This window comes from Rhodococcus sp. PSi06 (genome assembly GCF_054960675.1).
In genome coordinates, this window is sequence record NZ_JBHNYO010000001.1 from 461,200 (window position 1) to 479,641 (window position 18,442).

The following is an 18,442-nucleotide window of genomic DNA, read 5'->3' on the forward strand; positions in this document are numbered from 1 at the left end:
CACTCGCGTCACGCGACCGGAAGCCACTCCGACTTGGCGAAAACGAACTGCTCGCATCGACCGCTCAAGCGCAGCAGCAAGCGCAGATGTGGGTGCGTTTCAGGCTGGTTGGCGCGGACCACTGTCAATTCGCACGCACCGTAACGCATCACGGAGTGCACGTGATCCAGAAGCGGATCGGGCACGTAGCCGAGATGCATACCTGCACCTGTGATTCGGACAGCCTGCGGGTTTATTTCGTTGCCGGGTTCCGTTTCCAGCATGAGTTGCGCACCCGGCGCGAGAGTAGAAGTGTATGCACCTGCCATCGCGTCACAGTGGCGAACACCATGCGCGAGAAAATGCGCGGTGGTCTTATGCGTTTCCGAATCCCATGTCGGCAAAGAGATCAACTCGATCGGGTCGCCTTCGCGGTGGCCTCCCGATGCGGCGAGGATCTCCCAAGCGTCGGCATCCGATTCGAGGTCGAGACCGGCGAGATAGACGGGTCTATCCGGGCGTTTTGCACTCATCACCCGATCGGCGAACGATGGAAAAAGTCGGCTCGAACGATACTGGCGATGCACATCACCAAATCCGACGATCGGCAGGAAATGCGCGTCGTGCATCGCGGCCTCTAGATACCTGAATTCGTAGAACGGCTGGCCGTCGTCGATGACCTTGTCGAGGTACCCGATCGCACGATAGGTGCTGTCCGCCACTCCACGGCGCGTCACGATGAGCCTCGACCTGCGCACACCGATGGCTGCATCGGCACCTATAGGCGCAAATTCAATGGAGAGCATCGATGAGTCGCTTTCGGTTCGTTGCTACCGCTATCTGCACGAATGTACGGGTCTGGTCCGACAAGTTGGGAGCAGCGTTGATCACATCGTCGCACAGGTCGACGCTCAGACCCACGATTCGATCGCGCCAAAAACGTCGAGCATTCGCGCTCGCGAGCGACAGGGCCTGCGTCGCGATATCGACGAGTCCGACAGCCACACCGCCGTCGAACCGCTTCGTCACACCCCGTGCGCACCAGAGCTCGACCGATCCCGATCGCACACGGTCTGCCCGGAAGACGTCTCCGTTTCCACTGGCCAGCGCGGAACCGTGGTCGAAAGACGGACTCAGGCACACCACGCCGGTGGTCGGATTCTGCAGGACTCCCCAGTTATGGGCGTGCCGATCGGTGTTGGCGATCAACGCGTCGAACACGAGATAACCGGCAAAGACGTCGAATGCAGGCCAGCTGTGGAACTCGGTGTCGACTGGGCCATTCATCGAAGCAAGAACAGCCAGAACGGCAGATAGCGAATGGCCGCGACTGAGTTCCGAGTCGAAATCGTCATTGCGCTCTGCGAGGAGTGCGGCACCAGGAGTCCAGCCCCAACGCTCCGGCCGCATGTCCCGACTCATGGATCCCAGGACCGATCTTCCGGTTACGCGATGGACGACCGTGGCCAATTCCGTCTCGACTGCCGGCACGCTGACCAGACGGGCAAGCTCATACGAGATCTTTTCCGCCCAGTCCTCACCTCGCACCAAAAGATCCGGTGCATCACCTCGCGCCCGGCGTTCCTGCGAAAGCGTCAGTTCCTTGATTCGTCGCGGCTTGAACAACCAGCGACCCGACTGAGAAGACGCGTCCGGCGCAGTGAACCACCGCTTCTCCTCGGCGCCACCCGGCTCGCTCTCCCCGCGCGTCCAGTCTGCCAGGTCCACAACAGGGAAATGTTCCACCACGCTCGACACATTGGGTCGTCGGTCACGAGAACAACGTCACGGCTCGCCAGACCCGTTGCGGCGCTACTGGCTACCCCGAAGAGCCAGAACGGGGCCCACCCCTCGGTGAGCCCCGTTCTGTTTCGTGAATACTACGCGCCCAAACGCTGCTTGAGGGCGTCGAATTCGTCCTGAATTCCGGTGGGCAGTTTCTCGCCCACGAAGTCGAACCACTCCTGGATGAGCGGAATCTCGGCCTTCCATTCGTCGGTGTTCACCGCGAGTGCCTCGGCGACATCCTCGACGGTGGTGTCGAGTCCGTCGATATCGAGGGCATCGGCGGTCGGAACGACGCCGATCGGGGTCTCGACGCCCGCGGCCTTGTGCTCGATGCGCTCGACGATCCACTTGAGCACGCGCGAGTTCTCACCGAATCCGGGCCACAGGAAGCGCTTGTCGTCGCCGCGGCGGAACCAGTTGACGTAGAACACCTTCGGCAGCTTGGACTCGTCGGCGTTCTTGCCGAGGTCGATCCAGTGCTGGAAGTAATCGCCCACGTTGTAGCCGAGGAACGGCAGCATCGCCATCGGGTCGCGTCGGACGGTACCGACGGTGCCCTCGGCGGCAGCGGTCTGCTCGGAGCCGACGGTGGCTCCCATGAACACGCCGTGCTGCCAGTCGCGGGCCTCGGTCACCAGCGGAACGGTGGTCTTGCGACGCCCGCCGAACAGGATCGCCGAGATCGGCACACCCTGCGGGTCGTCCCACTCGGGAGCCATGGACGGGCACTGGGCCATCGGCACGCAGTAACGCGAATTGGGATGTGCGGCATCGGTTCCGGACTCGGGGGTCCAGTCGTTGCCTTTCCAGTCGATGAGGTGTTCGGGCTTGCCTTCGAGGCCTTCCCACCACACGTCGCCGTCGTCGGTCAGGCCGACGTTGGTGAACACCGAGTTGCCCTGATCGATGGTCTTCATCGCGTTCGGGTTCGAGTCCCAGTTGGTGCCGGGCGCGACGCCGAAGAAACCGAACTCGGGGTTGACGGCGTAGAGACGACCGTCCTCACCGAAGCGCATCCACGCGATGTCGTCGCCGATGGTCTCGGCGCGCCAGCCCGGAATGGTCGGCTGAATCATCGCGAGGTTGGTCTTGCCGCAGGCGGACGGGAAAGCCGCGGCGACGTAGTAGGCCTTGTCCTCGGGCGAGATGAGCTTGAGGATCAGCATGTGCTCGGCCAGCCAGCCCTCGTCGTGGGCCATGGCCGACGCGATACGCAGCGAGTAGCACTTCTTGCCCAGCAGAGCGTTGCCGCCGTAGCCGGATCCGAAGCTCCAGATCTCGCGGTCCTCGGGGAAGTGCGTGATGTATTTGGTGTCGTTGCACGGCCACGGCACGTCGGCCTGGCCGTCGGCGAGCGGAGCGCCGAGCGAGTGCAGCGCCTTGACGTAGAAGCCGTCCTCGCCGATCTTGTCCAGCGCAGCCTGACCCATGCGCGTCATCACGCGCATGGAGATGACGACGTATTCCGAATCGGTGAGCTCGACGCCCAACTTGGGGTCGGCCGCGTCGAGCGGACCCATGCAGAACGGCACGACGTACATCGTGCGTCCGCGCATGCAGCCGCGGTAGAGATCGGTCATCAGCGTCCGCATCTCGGACGGGTCCATCCAGTTGTTGGTGGGACCGGCGTCGATCTCTTCCTTGGAACAGATGTACGTGCGCGATTCGACGCGGGCGACGTCCGACGGATCGGAGTTGCCGAGGAACGAGTTGGGCTTCTTCTCGTCGTTGAGGCGAGTGAAGGTGCCTGCCTCGACCAGCTTGTCGGTCAGGCGCTCCCATTCGGCGTCGGATCCGTCAGCGAACACCACTGCGTCCGGTTCGGTCAGTTCGGCTACCTGAGCAACCCAGGCAAGCAGTTCTTTGTGTCGAGTCGGCACGCTGTCGGTGCTGCTCAAACCGGGAATGGTGGCTGAGGTCATCTAACTCTCCTGGGGTTAGCCGGAACCGGGAAGAATTCGCACGATCGCTGTGGGCAAGCACGCACGAGTAAATCTCGGTTTTCCCCTCTCGGCGGGGCGCTGCTCGACCATTCGAGCTGCAGTACACCATCTTACTGGGTACGGCAAGCCGAGGACCGAGCGCCGGATGTCCTGTTCATCAGGTTAACGCCGAGCGACGTGAATCCAGAAACAGGGTGTTGTCCGATTGGTCACAAGACCGATTCAGATAGGGAAAGATCCGCGTAAGAAGCCTTTTACCTGGGGCGATACTAGGTCCGAACCGAGGCGCTACAGCTCCCCCGATTCGGTCATTTCGCCCCGGCCGATACCGTTCGCTTGTCGAAAAATCTCCCAGGTTCGGTAGTGGCCGTCACGTCCGAAGGCGGTGAACTTGTCTGTCACACCGTCGCCGTCGACATCCGTCGCCACGGTGATGCCGGCACCGGTGTGCCGCACTGAGGTCTCGTAGTGACCGTCGCCGTCGAGATCGAACAGGTCCGGCGAGACGATGGACGTCCCGCCTGCGTCGACCTCGTGGTCCGCCGGCTCATCGGTGGGGAATCCATCCGCTGCGAAACCCTCGACTGCGATCATCGACGCTCCTTACCTGATTCGACCGATACTGCACCCATCGACTTCGACACCTATGGACTTCGACGCAGGGAGACGTCGAACGGTTCCACCGGTCCCCGGAATCGCTCCAGTCCTCGGTCGATAGCCGAGAGATCGCGATCGCACGCCGACAGCAGCGCCGAACGGTGGTCGGCAAGCCTGCGCAGTTCGGCATCCACCTCGGCAAGGGAAACATCGATCCGGGCCGCTGCCTCCCGATCCGCGACGGCGAGGGCGGCCGCGAGAGCGGACTCGGCTTCGAGAACGCGCGAGTGCAGCCGCTGCTCCACCGCGGACCTCACCCGGGCCAGGCATTCCTGCGTCCAACTTCGCATGTGTGCCCGATCGGCCACCAACGCCCGCGACCGCGTCAACCACCACGCGAGGGCGCCGCCGAGCACGAGGGTGATCACGGTGTTCGCCACCGCCCATGCCTGCACCAGCGCCATCGGCGAGACCACCAGGCGTCCCAGGCCCACCCCCGCCGACGCACCGACCACGATCATGATGGCGTCCTCGATGCCGCGACGCCGGGACGGTGCTCCGATGTCGAGCCACTCGTCCTCCCCGCTCGCGTGGGTCACCGTCGGGCCGAGCCCCAGATCGGACTCCACCGCTCGCAGGCCGGCGGTCAGCGCAGCGTCGGCTCGACTCTGTGCGCCGTGCGCAGACTCGGCTACATGTGCGGGCAGGTGTTTCAGCTCTGCCCGTCGAGCACCGTCGATGGACCCTCTCACCTCGACGCCCAGTTCGCGCAGATCCTCGGCGGCCGCGTGGAGCAAGTCCACCCGCACACGCTGAATCAGGTTGTGCAACAACGCACGTCGATCACCGCCAAGACCTTCCCGTTCACCGACGAGCGCGGCGCGTCGCGCCCGAAGCGGTACTGCGTCGCTACCCCCGGTCACCGCGCGTGCCTTCGCTACGATGGCCGCTCTAGCTCCGACTGCGCAGTCCTGCACCGCCGCAGCATATTTGCGCTGCGAACCGAGGGCCGTCGCGTCCAGCAGCAGAGCGCCGAGCCGCTCCGTCACAGCATCGAGGCCGGATTCGGCGCACAGGACCGCGTCGCCAGTGTCCCTTCCCACCCGCGCCAACCGCACCGAGATCGGATGAAATGCGCACTCCACCGCTCGTGGAACACACTCGGCAACCAGGTCACCGTCGGCGATCACCACCTCCCGCCAGTGTCGGTGCACGTCGATCTTGTTCACCACGAACACGACCGGCGTGGATTCGAGCGCGCCTCGCCACCGCTCGATGTCGGCACGGCCGACCGGAGCCGAGGCGTCGACGACGATCAGTACGACGGCCGCATCGATTGCCGAATCAGTGAAGTCGACGCCGCGCCGGGACAGTTCGCAGCGCAGTTCCGATTTGCCCGATCCGGCCGTACCGGTGAGATGAACCCCGGCGGGTCTACTCTCCCGGGCCCGTGCGATCCGGTCGAGAGCATCCGAGTTCCAGCGCCGAAGAACGCTTTTCATGTCCTCCGACAAGGGCGTCATCGAGGCAGCATCCGCACGTAGCCCCGACACAGCGCGAGTGCCGCACGACGCACGTCCGAATCCCCGGACGCGGCCGCGCGCTGCTTCCACAGACCTACCTGCTCCGCTACGACCTGCTCCGACGCGGTCTCGATCGGCACCCCCAGATACACGGCAGCGCACCGCATTTCCGCGGCAACGGCCTCGTCCGACGCCAGATACGACTCGACGGCCCCGCGCACCGGCCGATATCGAGCGGCGATCTGCTGCAGGTTCCGGTGCAGGTCTGCGTCGCGACTGGCTGCGGCCGCACTCACCGCCGCCGATACCGCGGCCAGCACCGCGTCGACACCGGTCGCTCCGACCAACTGCGCGAGCGCATCGTCGTCGGACGCATCGGCTCGCTGTCGGAGCACGTCGACGAGCAGGGCCACACCGCGCAGTTCGATGCACTCGATCAACGCCTCTCGGCGACGGGTCGAGACCGCGATGTCGGCGGCGAGAAAGCGATCCACGGTCAGCATCTCCGCGGTGCCCACGTCGCTCGCAGCGACGGCGCGAACGTCGGCCATGACGAGTCCCGTGCTGCGCAGCCCCGCCGCGGTGGCACCCATCATCGGCAGAACGGTCCGAGCGAGCTGTTCGGAGGCCGCTGCGGCCGCCGCTGCGGGATCGTCGAGAGTGTCCGTCTTGGTGAGTACGACGACGGTTGCGTTCCGTGCGCCGCTGGAAGAACCGAGGAACGCGCTGTCCACCGACGACACCGCGCCCGCGATCACGTAGACGAGAACATCGAAGACGGTGCCGTCGGTCGCGCTGTCTTCGCGAACCAGGACATCGAGGCCGTCCGCGTCCAGATGCACCGATTCGAGAACCGCGACGATCGCGGACTTACCCACGCCGGTTCGACCCGTCACACACACGTTCAACGGCCGTAGCCGTTCCTGCAGCGCGGTGTCGACGGCCTTGCGAGCATCATCGTTCGACGACACCGCATTCGACGACACCCCGCTCGAGCTCACCGCGGTGCGGTCGCGCAGTCGTTCGAAACTCGCCACGCTCATGTTCGATCCCCCCGAAACGACCGTCGTCTGCCCCCGACGCGGCGTGCAGCCCCCTGCTGCGGCACCGATTCTGGCACATCGGACGAGCGCCGCGACCCTGCCGAGAGAATTGCACCGTTGTAATTAATCGCAACGTTTGTGCCCCTGATCAGCGGGAGGACGGCAAGTCTCAACTTCAACTCGAGACCCACGTGTCACACGGCCCGTCTATGCGCGACAATGGACACGTGAACGAGCCTCAGGACACCTCTGTCGACACCGCGGAGAACGCAGCGCGCACCCCCGAACGGGGCTCGAGGCTGTACCCGCGAGTGACGAGCTTCCGCTCGCGGCGTGGTGCGCTGACCGAGGCTCAGCAGGGCACATGGGACAGCCTGTGGCCGCGCATCGGCCGCGACGTCGCCGACGAGCAGATCGACATCGACGCGTGGTTCGGCCGCAGCGGGCCGGCGATTCTCGAGATCGGGTCGGGTACCGGCACGGCCACCACCGCGATGGCCACCGCGGAGCCGCACGTCAACCTCATGGCCGTCGAGGTCTACCGCCCCGGCCTGGCGCAGACGCTCCAGCAAATCGAACGAGAAGGCATCGAGAACATCCGGTTGCTGCGCGGTGACGCCATGGACGTCCTCGAGAACATGCTGTCGTCCGAGTCGTTGACCGGCGTTCGTGTCTTCTTTCCCGACCCCTGGCCCAAGGTCCGCCACCACAAGCGACGCCTGTTGCAGGGGCCGACCTTCGCGATGATCGCGGATCGGCTGAAGCCGGGTGGCGTTCTGCACGTGGCCACCGACCATGCCGAATACGCTGAGTGGATTGCCGAAGCCGGGAACGCCGAACCCGGTTTGACCGTTCTCGATTGGGAGTCACCGATGACACACGAGCGTCCGGTGACCAAGTTCGAGGGCAAAGCGCAGCAAGTCGGCAGCTCGGTGACGGAATTGATCTGGGGAAAGAAGACAGCATGAGCGTCAGTACAGACCTGCCCGACATCGTGGTCGACGCCTCCGAACTCGGCTCGATCGGTGAATCGCGCCACAGCAAGCGCGTCCTGCTGGTCTGGGACGCCCCCAACCTGGACATGGGTCTGGGCGCAATTCTCGGTGGCAGACCCACCGCCGCCTACCGCCCACGGTTCGATGCGCTCGGCCGTTGGCTGCTCAGCCGTACCGCCGAACTCTCCACCTCGGGCACCGCGACTCTCGAACCCGAAGCGACGGTGTTCACCAATATCGCTCCCGGCAGCGCCGACGTCGTCCGCCCCTGGGTCGAAGCATTGCGTAACGTGGGCTTCGCGGTGTTCGCCAAGCCCAAGGTCGACGAAGACAGTGATGTCGACGCCGACATGCTCGACCACATCGATTTTCGCAACCGTGACGGCGGCCTCGCCGGGGTCATGGTCGCGTCCGCCGACGGTCAAGCGTTCAAGGGCCCCTTGGAGGCCATCGCAGCAACCGGAGTGCCCGTCCAGGTATTGGGCTTCCGGGAGCACGCAAGCTGGGCTGTCACGTCGGACATCTTGGAGTTCCTCGATCTCGAGGACATCCCGGGCGTCTTCCGTGAGCCACTGCCACGGGTGAGTCTCGATTCCCTCCCCGACGAAGGCGCGTGGCTGCAGCCCTTCCGACCGCTGTCCGCCCTGCTCGTCGGGCGCCAAGGAGTTTCTTAAGTGTTCGCCAGATGGGGAGACATCGTCTACCGGCTGCGGTACACCGTCATCGGTGTCATGGTGGCCGGGCTGCTGGGCTTCGCGGCCTACGGCCTCGATCTCAACAGTCATCTCAGTCAGAGTGGTTGGGACGATCCGACGTCGGAATCGGCCCAGGCTGCCCGTCTGGCGGACACCACGTTCGGTCGCGACAACCAGGGTGACGTCATCGTCCTCTACACCGCGGCACCGGGCTCGACCATCGACGACCCAGCGTTCCAATCCAAGATCGTGGCGAACCTGGACTCCCTCGCAGCCGATCATCCCGATCAGATCGACAAGGTCAACGGCAGTTATTTCAAAACGGCAGTCGCCCCCAATCTCGCCGCCCTCGGAACGACGGACAAACAGAACGCCATCGCCAGTGTCGCCATCAAGGGCGCTGACGACACCGAACTGACCAACAACTTCCAAGCCGTGAAGGACGCCTTCTACGTCGACGGCGTCGACGTTCAGGTCACCGGCCTCCAGGCCGTCGCGGGCGCACTGCAGTCGACGTTGGCCGGCGACATCTCGCGCATGGAGTTGCTCGCCATACCCGCGGTGGCAGTGCTGCTGTTCTTCATCTTCGGCGGCGTCGTCGCAGCCGCACTTCCGTTGATCATCGGCGGGCTCACCGTCGTCGGAGCCAACGGCATCGTCAAGTTGTTCACCAACTTCACCGAGGTCAACTCGTTCGTCGCGCCCGTGGTCTCACTCGTCGGCCTCGGCCTGGCCATCGACTACGGGCTGTTCATAGTCTCGCGATTCCGAGAGGAACTCGGCGACGGTTACACCCCCCGTCAGGCCGTGCGCCGCAGCGTCATGACGGCAGGTCGCACCGTGGTGTTCTCCGCGACGATGATCGTCGCCTCCCTCGGTGGCCTGCTGCTGTTCCCGCAGGGCTTCCTGAAATCGGTGGCGTACGGTTCCATCGCCACCGTCGCCCTCGCTGCTCTGACGGCCGTCACGATCCTGCCCGCGATGCTCGCGATTCTCGGGACCCGGGTGGATGCGCTCGGACTCAAGTTCATGCGCAAGACCAAGTCGAGCGAAGAAATCGAGAACGGCATGTGGGGCCGTCTCACTCGCTGGGTGATGCGCAACCCGGTCAAGGTCACCGTCCCGATCGTGCTCGGTCTGGTGTTGCTGACACTTCCGGTCGGCAACATCAAATTCGGCGGCATCAACGAGACCTATCTGCCCCCCGACAACGTCACTCGCGTCGCGCAGGGCGAGTTCGATTCACTGTTCCCGGGTCAGCGCACCGAGCCTCTCAAATTGGTGATCAGCAACGCTCAGGGCCCCAACCTCGCCGCGATCACCAACCAGGCCAACAATGCTCCCGGTCTGATCGAGAAGTTCTCTCCGGTCGGGGCCAGCAAAGACGGCGTCATCGTCTTCAAGGCAGGCCTGGTCGACCGCAACGACTCCAAGCCTGCCATCGACTTCCTCCGCAGTATCGACGTACCCGACGGTGCGTCGGTTCTGGTGGGCGGCACCCCGGCCATCGAACAGGACTCGATCAGTGCGCTGATCGACAAGCTGCCCCTGATGGCGGTGCTGGTGATGTTCATCGTGACGTTATTGATGTTCCTGACCTTCGGATCGTTGGTGTTGCCGATCAAGGCCGTCCTGATGACGATCCTCGGTCTCGGAGCCACGATGGGCATCCTGACGTGGATCTTCATCGACGGCAACGGTGCGGGGCTGATGAATTTCACCCCTGGTCCGATCATGGCTCCGGTCCTGGTGCTGATCATTTCGATCGTGTTCGGCCTGTCCACCGACTACGAGGTGTTCCTGCTCTCACGGATGGTCGAGGCCCGCGAAAAAGGCTCGAGCACAAGCGAAGCCATCCGCATCGGAACCTCGCATACCGGACGCATCATCACAGCAGCGGCCTTGATTCTCATCGTTGTGACCGGGGCGTTCGCGTTCTCCGATCTGGTGATGATGAAGTACATCGCCTACGGCATGATTGCCGCACTCATCATCGACGCCACCCTCATCCGCATGTTCCTCGTGCCTGCCACGATGAAACTGCTCGGCGACGACTGCTGGTGGGCACCGCAGTGGATGAAGCGAATCCAGCGCAAGCTCGGACTCGGCGAAACCATTCTCGAAGACGAACTATTGCCCATCTCCGACGTGCCCGAACTGGCCCTCGCCGGGGGTGCACCCTCCACGACGGTCGCTCCGCCGCTGCGTCCGACACCGCGCCGCAGCGAACCGCTCACCGAGCCCATTCCCGTGGTGGCACCGCAGGGTTCGGGGCCGATCCGCGCGACCCACGCCGCGAAGGAAGAGTCCAGGCGCAGTGTGACGGGTCGACCGGCCACACCACCCGAGCCGACTCGACAGCCGGCCACTCCCCCGGCACAGAACGCTCCTCGCTCAGCCCCGATTCAGCCGACTGCGCCACGCCCCCGCCCGACCGTCGAACCCCGCCCGACCGTCGAACCGGAACCGACCCAGGCCGCCGAAGTGGTTCGGCCTGCGCCGTCGGCCGAGCCGCTACGAGCACCGAGCGCGCCGCGCCCGCCGGTCGCACCGCCCAGCCGGCCCCGCCCGGCACGGGCATCTCGAGCCGAGGAACCGGATTCACGGTCCATCGAGAGTTGGCTCGCAGATCTGCGAGCACCCAGCGCATCGCCGCCGAGTCGGCCGAGTGCACCGGTCAACGGTTCGAGCCGAAACGGTCATGGCGACAGCGACGCGAGCCGCAACGGTCATGGAACGAATGGGTCCACCAAGAACGGGTCTGCACAGAACGACACCGCCCGGAACGGATCCGGACAGAACGGATCCGGACAGAACGGATCCGCGCACAACGGGTCCGGACAGAACGGGTCCGGACAGAACGGGTCCGGCCAGAACGGTGCCGGCCAGAACCGTGCCGCGCAGAACGGGTACGGCGCGGGCCCGTCGAACCGAAATGTGTACGGCAGCAATGGGACCGAGCGTAACGGCGGCAATGGTTCCGTGCACCACGAGCCCGGACACGAGGACGCCGAACACAATCGCGCCAACGGGTCCGCATCGAACGAGTCGAAGTCCGACAAGCCGTCGGGCCGTCGGGCAGCACCGGCTGCCGACAACGGCGACAGTGGCCGTCATCGCGGCGGGGAGAACGGACAGGTATTGAGCGTCAGCGAATTGCTGGCGAGGGAACGTAACCGTTCACGCTGATCGAGCGCTCACGGGGAGGTGAGCGGATCCCTCTGCAGGTCGTTGCGCAAGCTACACTCTCGCCCGTAGTGGGGGTCTACGTTTCACCCACGCGGCGGCGACGTCGCGTGCACCGAGGGGGAGTTGCGCACACGTGTTCGTTCGATGGGGAAATTTTGTCCACCGCCTTCGCTACAGCGTTCTCGGGATCATGGTGGCCGGTCTGGCAATCTTGGCCGCCTATGGCTGGGACCTACCCGACCACCTGAGCCAGAGCGGTTTCGACGATCCGACGTCGCAGTCGGCCGTGGCCAGCGATCTCGCGAACGAGACGTTCGGGCGAGACACCGAGGGCGACGTGATCGTCCTTTACACCGCCCCCGAGGGTTCGACGATCGATGATCCGTCGTTCGGTGCGGCGATCACCCAGAATCTCGATTCGCTGGTCGCCGACCACCCGGACCGCATCGCGAAGATCAACGGCAGCTACTTCCGCACTGCCCAGGCTCCCGTATTGGCGGCGTTGGCCACCGCCGACAAGCAGCACGCCATCGCCAGCATCGCGATCGTGGGCAACAACGACACCGAGTTGACCGAGAACTTCCAGGCCGTCCGCGACGCCTTCTACGTCGACGGCGTCGACGTGCAGGTGGCCGGCCAACAAGCGGTGGCCGCCTCCTTGCAGTCGACGATGACCGACGACATCCATCGCATGGAGGTCCTCGCCATCCCCGCTGTCGCGGTGCTGCTGTTCTTCGTCTTCGGTGGCGTCGTCGCAGCCGCGCTCCCCCTCATCGTCGGCGCGCTGACGGTCATCGGTGCCAACGGCATCGTGAAGCTGTTCACGCATGTCACCGAAGTCAATACGTTCGTCGCACCGGTCGTGTCGCTGGTGGGGTTGGGCTTGGCCATCGACTACGGGCTGTTCATCGTCTCGCGGTTCCGCGAGGAGTTGGGCGATGGCAGGTCGACGCCCGATGCGATCCGTCGAACGGTCATGACGGCCGGGCGTACGGTGGCGTTCTCGGCCACGATCATCGTCGCGTGCCTCGGTGGTCTGCTCCTGTTTCCGCACGGGTTTCTCAGGTCCGTGGCCCTGGGGTCGATTGCCACGGTCGCTCTGGCGGCGCTCAATGCGATCACCATCCTGCCTGCGATCCTGTCGATCCTCGGCCCACGCGTCGACGCCCTCGGCCTGAAGTTCATGCGCAAGACCAAGTCCTCGGAGGAGATCGAGAACGGCAGATGGGGCAAGCTCACCACCTGGGTGATGCGCAATCCGATCAAGGTGGTCGTCTCCATCGTTCTCGGACTACTGGTTCTGACGCTGCCGATCGGGAATCTGGCGTTCGGCGGCATCAACGAAACGTATCTGCCGCCGGACAATCCGACGCGAGTGGCGCAGGAACGGTTCGACGAGTTGTTCCCCGGCCAACGCACCGAGCCCATCAAGCTCGTCATCCAGAACGCACAGGGTTCCGCGCTCGGGGCCATCACGACCCAGGCGAACAACGCACCCGGCCTGGTCGAGCAGTTCACCCCCGTCGGTGCCAGCAAGGACGGCATCATCGTCTTCAAGGCCGGGTTGATCGACCGCAACAGCAGCGCATCGGCGATCGAATTCCTCCGCAGCATCGACACTCCCGACGGTACGACGATGCAGGTGACGGGAACGCCTGCGATCGAACGAGATTCGATCGATGCCATTGTCGATCGTCTACCGCTGATGGCGGTGCTCGTCGTCGTGGTGGTGGTCGTACTGATGTTCCTGACGTTCGGATCTCTGGTGCTGCCGATCAAGGCGGTACTGATGACGACACTCGGCCTCGGGTCGACGATGGGCATACTGACGTGGATCTTCATCGACGGCCACGGGGCCGGGTGGATGAACTTCACACCGGGACCAATCATGGCGATGATTCTGCTGTTGATCGCGGCAATCGTGTTCGGACTCTCCACCGACTACGAAGTCTTCCTGCTGTCACGCATGGTAGAAGCCCGCGAGAAAGGTTCCAGCACAAGCGAAGCCATCCATATCGGTACTTCTCACACCGGACGCATCATCACCGCGGCAGCCTTGATCCTCATCGTCGTCACCGGGGCGTTCGCGTTCTCCGATCTGGTGATGATGAAGTACATCGCCTACGGCATGATCGCCGCACTCATCATCGACGCCACCGTCATTCGTATGTTCCTGGTGCCTGCCACCATGAAACTGCTCGGCGACGCCAGCTGGTGGGCACCGGCCGGAATGAAACGATTCCAACGCCGGCTCGGACTCGGCGAGACCATCCCGAAAGACGACTGACGCTCCTGCCCCGAGACGCGTCGATGGACCACTGCAACGCCCAGACGTATGCAGTGGTCCATCGACGCGGGCGGAGGATCAGGAGCTCTCGGCGCTCTCCCGATCGGCGAACACCTTGGCATATCGGGTTCCCGCGATCAGCAGCAGCAGACCTACTGCGATGAAGGCGATGACGCGGAACAGTCCGTCCAAGGCAACCAGGTCGAAGAGGAACAGTTTCGCGATGGCCGCCGCCGTCAGGGCCAGTCCGGCGACGAGTGCCGCGTGGGCATGCGTGACGCTACGCAGCCCGAAGGCCAGGAGCGCGAAGGCTGCGATCATCCACTCGATGGTCGCCGCGGTGTGACCGGCGGTGAATCCTGTTGTTTCGCCGCCGATTCCGATGCCGAGGGTGACCGTTGCCGCAGTCAGTCCGTAGAGCGCGAGTACGCCGGCGACGATGGCGAGGGTCTGCATTCCGTCGTCGATCAGCTCCAGATCGGCCAACACATAAGCGAAGGCGAAAGCCGTTGCGGCCAGTAGGATTCCAGCCACAACGATTCCGGCGCTGTCGACGGCGAAGTCCGAGTCCAGCACGGCCCGCGGCGGGCAGACCGAGACGAACATCAGTGTTGCGATCACGCCGAACCCGCTGCCGATCAGGTAGGCAAGTGTCGAGCGGGTGCGGTGGGCCACCGCGATGAGGGCCAGCGCGATGGCGAACAGGACGACCGGGCGAATCTCGACGCTCGTCGACTCGACTGCGGCCTGGAGCGTGGCCACCGCGCCGATCACCGCGACGGTGACGCGAGCGTGGTTTGGCAACCAGCTCACCAGGAGCACGATTGCCAGCGCGGCAGCAGCGAGGACGAGCTGGAGAGCGATGGTCGCCGGGCGATCGAAGACATCGGCCGAGACCAGGACCGGCAGTGCTGCCAGAGCGATCATCACAACCGAGACGACATCGGAGACGTTGCGGCGCAACAGCTCGAGTGGCATTGCGATACCGAAGGTGGCCACGAGCACGACGGCCAGGAGCAGCCAGTAGTTGCCGGTCGAGCCGTTCAGGTCGGCGGTGGCGATCGCAGCCAACATCGCGACGACGAGAGGAACGGTCCGAACGACCTGCAAGATCTGCCAGTTCCGCCCGAGCTGAGCCGGGAAGCTCGCCACGTAGGTGGCGATGAAGAATGCGATCAACGCCAGGGTGAGACCGTCGGTGAGTACCGGACCGCAGACGGCGACACCGGCCAGGATCAACACGCCCATCGGCTGAGATTTCCACTGGACCGCCAGAGCCGTTCCGGCTGCGGCGATTCCGAATGCAACGATCAGCCCGATCACGGGATCGAGCCAGCCGTAGAGGACCGACGTCGCGAGTACGTCGAGGTACAGACCGGCGATGCCGGTGGCAGCGAGCGCGATTCCGCCGACGCGTCCGCCGGAACGCCCGAACACCCGAACGCCGGCACCGACGAGCGCCAGGGAGAACACGGCTCCCGCAGCGACTCGCAGAGGCGGACCGAACCACCCGGCCTGTGCCGCGAGCACCAGCAACATCACGACTCCGACGAGGGTGACGCCTGCACCCGCCACGGCCAAGAGTCGACTGATGACCCCGTCGCGCTGCCACCAGGGTTCCCTCGGCGGAGCGGGCGGCCGCGGCGCAACGACCGGCCCACGCGGCGCTGCGACCGGACCGGGGGCCGTCGGCTGAGCTCGACCCACCGGCTGACCCACCGGCTGACCCATGGTCCGGTAGTCCGGCAGACCGTAATTCGGCGACGGGAGCTGCGGCGATACGAGAGGCGGCGATACGAAAGGCGGCGCGAAGTACGGCGTGTACGACGCTGTGACGGGAGCAGGCGGCACCGGGGCAGGGGCCGATGCCGGCGGTGCCGGGGCAGGGGCCGGTGCCGTCGGAGCGACACCGAGCTGGGTCTGCAGAGTCTGCAGATCGACGGCCACCTGACGCATGTGGTCGCCCAGGGAATCGAAGCGGCTGGACAGTCGCGCGACGAGTTGCGGATCCAGCCCGGAGTTCTGGGAAGAAGTCATGGGATAGATACTGCGACCATTGCCGCCCGAAAGCGTGAGTAGTGCTACTCGGTTCTCTCGAGTAGAAGAGCCGGATTCAGCCGAACATCCTGCGAATCGAGCTGCCGAAGGGGTGCTTCGCTGTCACCGAGCCCAGGCGGACCTTGCCCGAGACCACGAGATGCAGCGGCCCGTACGGCGGGCCGGTGCGGACCTTGTTGGTGACGCTCCCCGCTACGGTCTCGACACCGTTGACGTCGACGGTGGCCTCCATCGGGACTATCAGGCTCACCGAGCTGCAGTAGTCGTCGACGTGTATTTCGACGACCTGGGTGGACATGACTGCCTGGGTGAAGTCGAGTGTCACCGACGACATGCGGGTGGAGACGCGCAGGCTCGGCGGCACGTTCCACGGGCCCTTACGAGTGATGGTGGACATGCTGCCGCGCAGAGTATCCGGCGTTCCGCCGCCGTGGCCCCAGTGCTCTTGCACCACTCGGTGCGGCGACGGTTGCGGGGTCGGCGCAGCGAACGGTTTCGGACTCGGCCGCTGCTCCTCGGCGAGCTGCATCCCGGGCAGATCGACGAGAACCGAGTTCAGCTCACCACGGGTCTTCGATGCCAGAGCAGTGTCCATCCGCTCGGTGAACTCGCCGAGCGAGAGCATGCCCTGCCCTACAGCACGTTGCAGCAATTGCCCGACGTGTTCACGCTCGGCATCGGACACTCGCAGATCCCTTGCCTCCATGCACTCAGGGTAGCGAAGATCTCAGGCTGCGCGGCCACCCAGAACCGACAACATCCCGGACACCGACGCGGGCCAACCGAACTGCTCGGCGCGCAGCCTCGAGGCGGCACGGCGGTCGTCCACCGGTAGTTCGAGAACCCGCTCTATCTCCGCGGCGAATCCGTCGGCGGTGTTCTTCGAGGATCCACCGCAGTGCGGAGTGACGATCTGTGCCAATGCCGACGATTCGGAGACGACGACGGGCGTCCCGGCTGCCAACGATTCGAGCGCAGCGAGTCCGAAGGTTTCGTGGGGCCCGGGCGCGAGAGCGATGTCGGCCGAGGCCAGCAGCGCGGCGACGGTCGACCTACCGGCAACGAAACCGAGGAAGTCGACGGGTAGGCCGCGGGCGCGCCGTTCGAGGCCTGCTCGGCGGGGGCCGTCCCCGGCGATGACCAATCGAGCGCGTATACCCGAATCTTGCAGCGCAGCAAGCGAATCGATACTTCGTTCCACATGCTTCTCCACCGAGAGTCGGCCGCAGTGCACCAGTAGGCGATCGGCGTCACCCAACCAGTGCGAGCGATGGCCCGGGTGCCGACGCCGCGGGTGAAACAGGTCCAGGTCCACCCCGAGCGGCACCCGATGAACGTTGCCGACGCCAAGGCGCGCGAACTCCTGTTGCGCGAACTCCGTGGTGCACACCACGGCGTCGTATTGCTCGGCGGTGCGTAGATTCGCCACGTCGGCGCACCGGCGAGCCCACTGCATCGGCATCGTCTGCGCGAGTATCCGATCAAGCCGTTCATGGGAGATCATCACGCTTCGTATATCCCGGCGCGCGGCCCATCGCCCCATGCCGCGCAGCGTCATCCGGTCCGACACTTCGATCACGTCCGGAGTCAGACCACCCACCACCGCGGACACTCGGCGCGGATCGGCCACCCGGTAGCCGCCGGTGCCCGGAATCCGCGGGCCGGGCACCTCGATGCGCACCACGCCGGTCGGGAGCAGTTCTTCGCTCCACCGCACACCGGGCACGATCAGCGTCACGTCGTGACCAGCGGTGACGTAACCCGATCCGAGTTGATCGACGGCAGTGCGCACACCACCGGACCGCGGGCCGTAGAAGTTTGCCACTTGGACGATGCGCACTCGCTCAGTCTTCCCATCGGCACGTCCGCTGGGCACCGAGCCGATGGACTGTGGTCGAACCCTCGCCGAATTCCTGTGTGGAGATCGCGACCAACGGGTAGGTGGGACAGATGCGAGTGACACTGCAATCCACCGGAAACGCCCCCGCACCCGAGGTCTGGGAGCGCTACATGGAACCGACAGCGTGGAAGACGTGGGCTCCGCAGATCATCGGCGTCGACTACCGCGGGGAACGGCTCACCGCCGACAGCACCGGCCGAGTACTGGGCCCACTGGGCTTGCCGATCGATTTTCGGGTGCACTCTGTCGACGAACGCTCGTGGACGTGGGCATGGTCCGCATGGTTCCAGAATCAGGCGATCGGGGTCGATCTGACGCACGGGGTCGTCTCACGGCCCAACGGAACCAGAGCCTGGTTGACGATCGACGGCCCGGTGCCCCTGGTTCTGCCGTACATCCCGGTGGCCAAGTTCGCGCTCGGCAAACTGTGTGCGCAGTAGCTCTG

General features: G+C 64.9%; 14 protein-coding genes. 5 read left to right on the forward strand and 9 right to left on the reverse strand.

Translation table 11 applies throughout. From position 1 onward, the window contains the following. Positions 1-8: 8 nt before the first annotated feature. From ACFI9K_RS02270 to ACFI9K_RS02295, 6 genes are all read right to left on the reverse strand, one after another. Positions 9-785: a hypothetical protein gene (locus ACFI9K_RS02270; RefSeq protein ID WP_462662023.1), complete on the reverse strand. Its 777-nt coding sequence runs from the start codon at positions 783-785 to the stop codon at positions 9-11. Further along, positions 772-1,728 (reverse strand): HipA domain-containing protein, encoded by a 957-nt coding sequence (locus tag ACFI9K_RS02275; RefSeq protein ID WP_462662024.1) that lies wholly within the window; start codon positions 1,726-1,728, stop codon positions 772-774. Before ACFI9K_RS02275 ends, ACFI9K_RS02270 begins: the two co-directional genes overlap by 14 nt. A gap of 131 nt (positions 1,729-1,859) precedes the next feature. Next, positions 1,860-3,689, reverse strand: coding sequence for a phosphoenolpyruvate carboxykinase (GTP) (locus tag ACFI9K_RS02280; protein WP_462662025.1), 1,830 nt, complete (start codon positions 3,687-3,689; stop codon positions 1,860-1,862). Positions 3,690-3,998: 309 nt separating this feature from the next. Beyond that, positions 3,999-4,304, reverse strand: a complete 306-nt coding sequence (locus ACFI9K_RS02285; protein WP_462662026.1) for a DUF6802 family protein — start codon at positions 4,302-4,304, stop codon at positions 3,999-4,001. A 50-nt stretch (positions 4,305-4,354) separates the two neighbouring features. Continuing rightward, positions 4,355-5,830 carry a P-loop NTPase family protein gene (locus ACFI9K_RS02290; protein WP_462662027.1) on the reverse strand — a complete coding sequence of 492 codons (1,476 nt, stop codon included), beginning with the start codon at positions 5,828-5,830 and terminating at the stop codon, positions 4,355-4,357. Continuing rightward, a complete protein-coding gene (locus ACFI9K_RS02295; protein WP_462662028.1) occupies positions 5,827-6,873 on the reverse strand; it encodes a hypothetical protein in 1,047 nt (348 codons plus the stop codon). The genes ACFI9K_RS02290 and ACFI9K_RS02295 overlap by 4 nt, the downstream gene beginning before the upstream one ends. A gap of 209 nt (positions 6,874-7,082) precedes the next feature. On the opposite strand from ACFI9K_RS02295, the gene trmB reads away from it, so the two are divergent. The 4 genes from trmB (at position 7,083) to ACFI9K_RS02315 (ending at position 14,039) form a co-directional block, all read left to right on the forward strand. Next, on the forward strand, positions 7,083-7,841 hold the full coding sequence (trmB, locus tag ACFI9K_RS02300; protein ID WP_462662029.1) for a tRNA (guanosine(46)-N7)-methyltransferase TrmB: 759 nt from the start codon (positions 7,083-7,085) through the stop codon (positions 7,839-7,841). Then, positions 7,838-8,542, forward strand: coding sequence for an NYN domain-containing protein (locus ACFI9K_RS02305; RefSeq protein ID WP_462662030.1), 705 nt, complete (start codon positions 7,838-7,840; stop codon positions 8,540-8,542). The genes trmB and ACFI9K_RS02305 overlap by 4 nt, the downstream gene beginning before the upstream one ends. Next, positions 8,543-11,752, forward strand: coding sequence for an MMPL family transporter (locus ACFI9K_RS02310; RefSeq protein ID WP_462662031.1), 3,210 nt, complete (start codon positions 8,543-8,545; stop codon positions 11,750-11,752). A gap of 133 nt (positions 11,753-11,885) precedes the next feature. Beyond that, complete coding sequence (locus ACFI9K_RS02315) at positions 11,886-14,039, forward strand: MMPL family transporter (protein WP_462662032.1); 2,154 nt, start codon at positions 11,886-11,888, stop codon at positions 14,037-14,039. 78 nt (positions 14,040-14,117) lie between these two features. Here ACFI9K_RS02315 and ACFI9K_RS02320 read toward each other — a convergent pair whose 3' ends face one another. From ACFI9K_RS02320 to ACFI9K_RS02330, 3 genes are all read right to left on the reverse strand, one after another. Beyond that, positions 14,118-16,076 (reverse strand): DUF2339 domain-containing protein, encoded by a 1,959-nt coding sequence (locus ACFI9K_RS02320; RefSeq protein ID WP_462662033.1) that lies wholly within the window; start codon positions 16,074-16,076, stop codon positions 14,118-14,120. A gap of 76 nt (positions 16,077-16,152) precedes the next feature. Next, positions 16,153-16,803, reverse strand: a complete 651-nt coding sequence (locus tag ACFI9K_RS02325) for a DUF1707 SHOCT-like domain-containing protein (protein ID WP_462662034.1) — start codon at positions 16,801-16,803, stop codon at positions 16,153-16,155. 21 nt (positions 16,804-16,824) lie between these two features. Beyond that, complete coding sequence (locus tag ACFI9K_RS02330; RefSeq protein ID WP_462662035.1) at positions 16,825-17,937, reverse strand: glycosyltransferase; 1,113 nt, start codon at positions 17,935-17,937, stop codon at positions 16,825-16,827. A gap of 110 nt (positions 17,938-18,047) precedes the next feature. Between ACFI9K_RS02330 and ACFI9K_RS02335 the strand changes: the two genes are divergently transcribed. After that, the gene (locus ACFI9K_RS02335) at positions 18,048-18,437 is read left to right on the forward strand and encodes a MarR family transcriptional regulator (protein WP_462662036.1); all 390 of its coding nucleotides are present in this window, start codon (positions 18,048-18,050) and stop codon (positions 18,435-18,437) included. Positions 18,438-18,442: the final 5 nt, after the last annotated feature.

Coding starts and splice junctions, on each gene's coding strand:
- ACFI9K_RS02270 (WP_462662023.1), bottom strand. CDS start 785: ATGCTCTCCATTGAATTTGCGCCTATAGGTGCCGATGCAGCCATCGGT.
- ACFI9K_RS02280 (WP_462662025.1), bottom strand. CDS start 3,689: ATGACCTCAGCCACCATTCCCGGTTTGAGCAGCACCGACAGCGTGCCG.
- ACFI9K_RS02285 (WP_462662026.1), bottom strand. CDS start 4,304: ATGATCGCAGTCGAGGGTTTCGCAGCGGATGGATTCCCCACCGATGAG.
- ACFI9K_RS02290 (WP_462662027.1), bottom strand. CDS start 5,830: ATGACGCCCTTGTCGGAGGACATGAAAAGCGTTCTTCGGCGCTGGAAC.
- ACFI9K_RS02295 (WP_462662028.1), bottom strand. CDS start 6,873: ATGAGCGTGGCGAGTTTCGAACGACTGCGCGACCGCACCGCGGTGAGC.
- trmB (WP_462662029.1), top strand. CDS start 7,083: ATGCGCGACAATGGACACGTGAACGAGCCTCAGGACACCTCTGTCGAC.
- ACFI9K_RS02305 (WP_462662030.1), top strand. CDS start 7,838: ATGAGCGTCAGTACAGACCTGCCCGACATCGTGGTCGACGCCTCCGAA.
- ACFI9K_RS02320 (WP_462662033.1), bottom strand. CDS start 16,076: ATGACTTCTTCCCAGAACTCCGGGCTGGATCCGCAACTCGTCGCGCGA.
- ACFI9K_RS02325 (WP_462662034.1), bottom strand. CDS start 16,803: ATGGAGGCAAGGGATCTGCGAGTGTCCGATGCCGAGCGTGAACACGTC.
- ACFI9K_RS02335 (WP_462662036.1), top strand. CDS start 18,048: ATGCGAGTGACACTGCAATCCACCGGAAACGCCCCCGCACCCGAGGTC.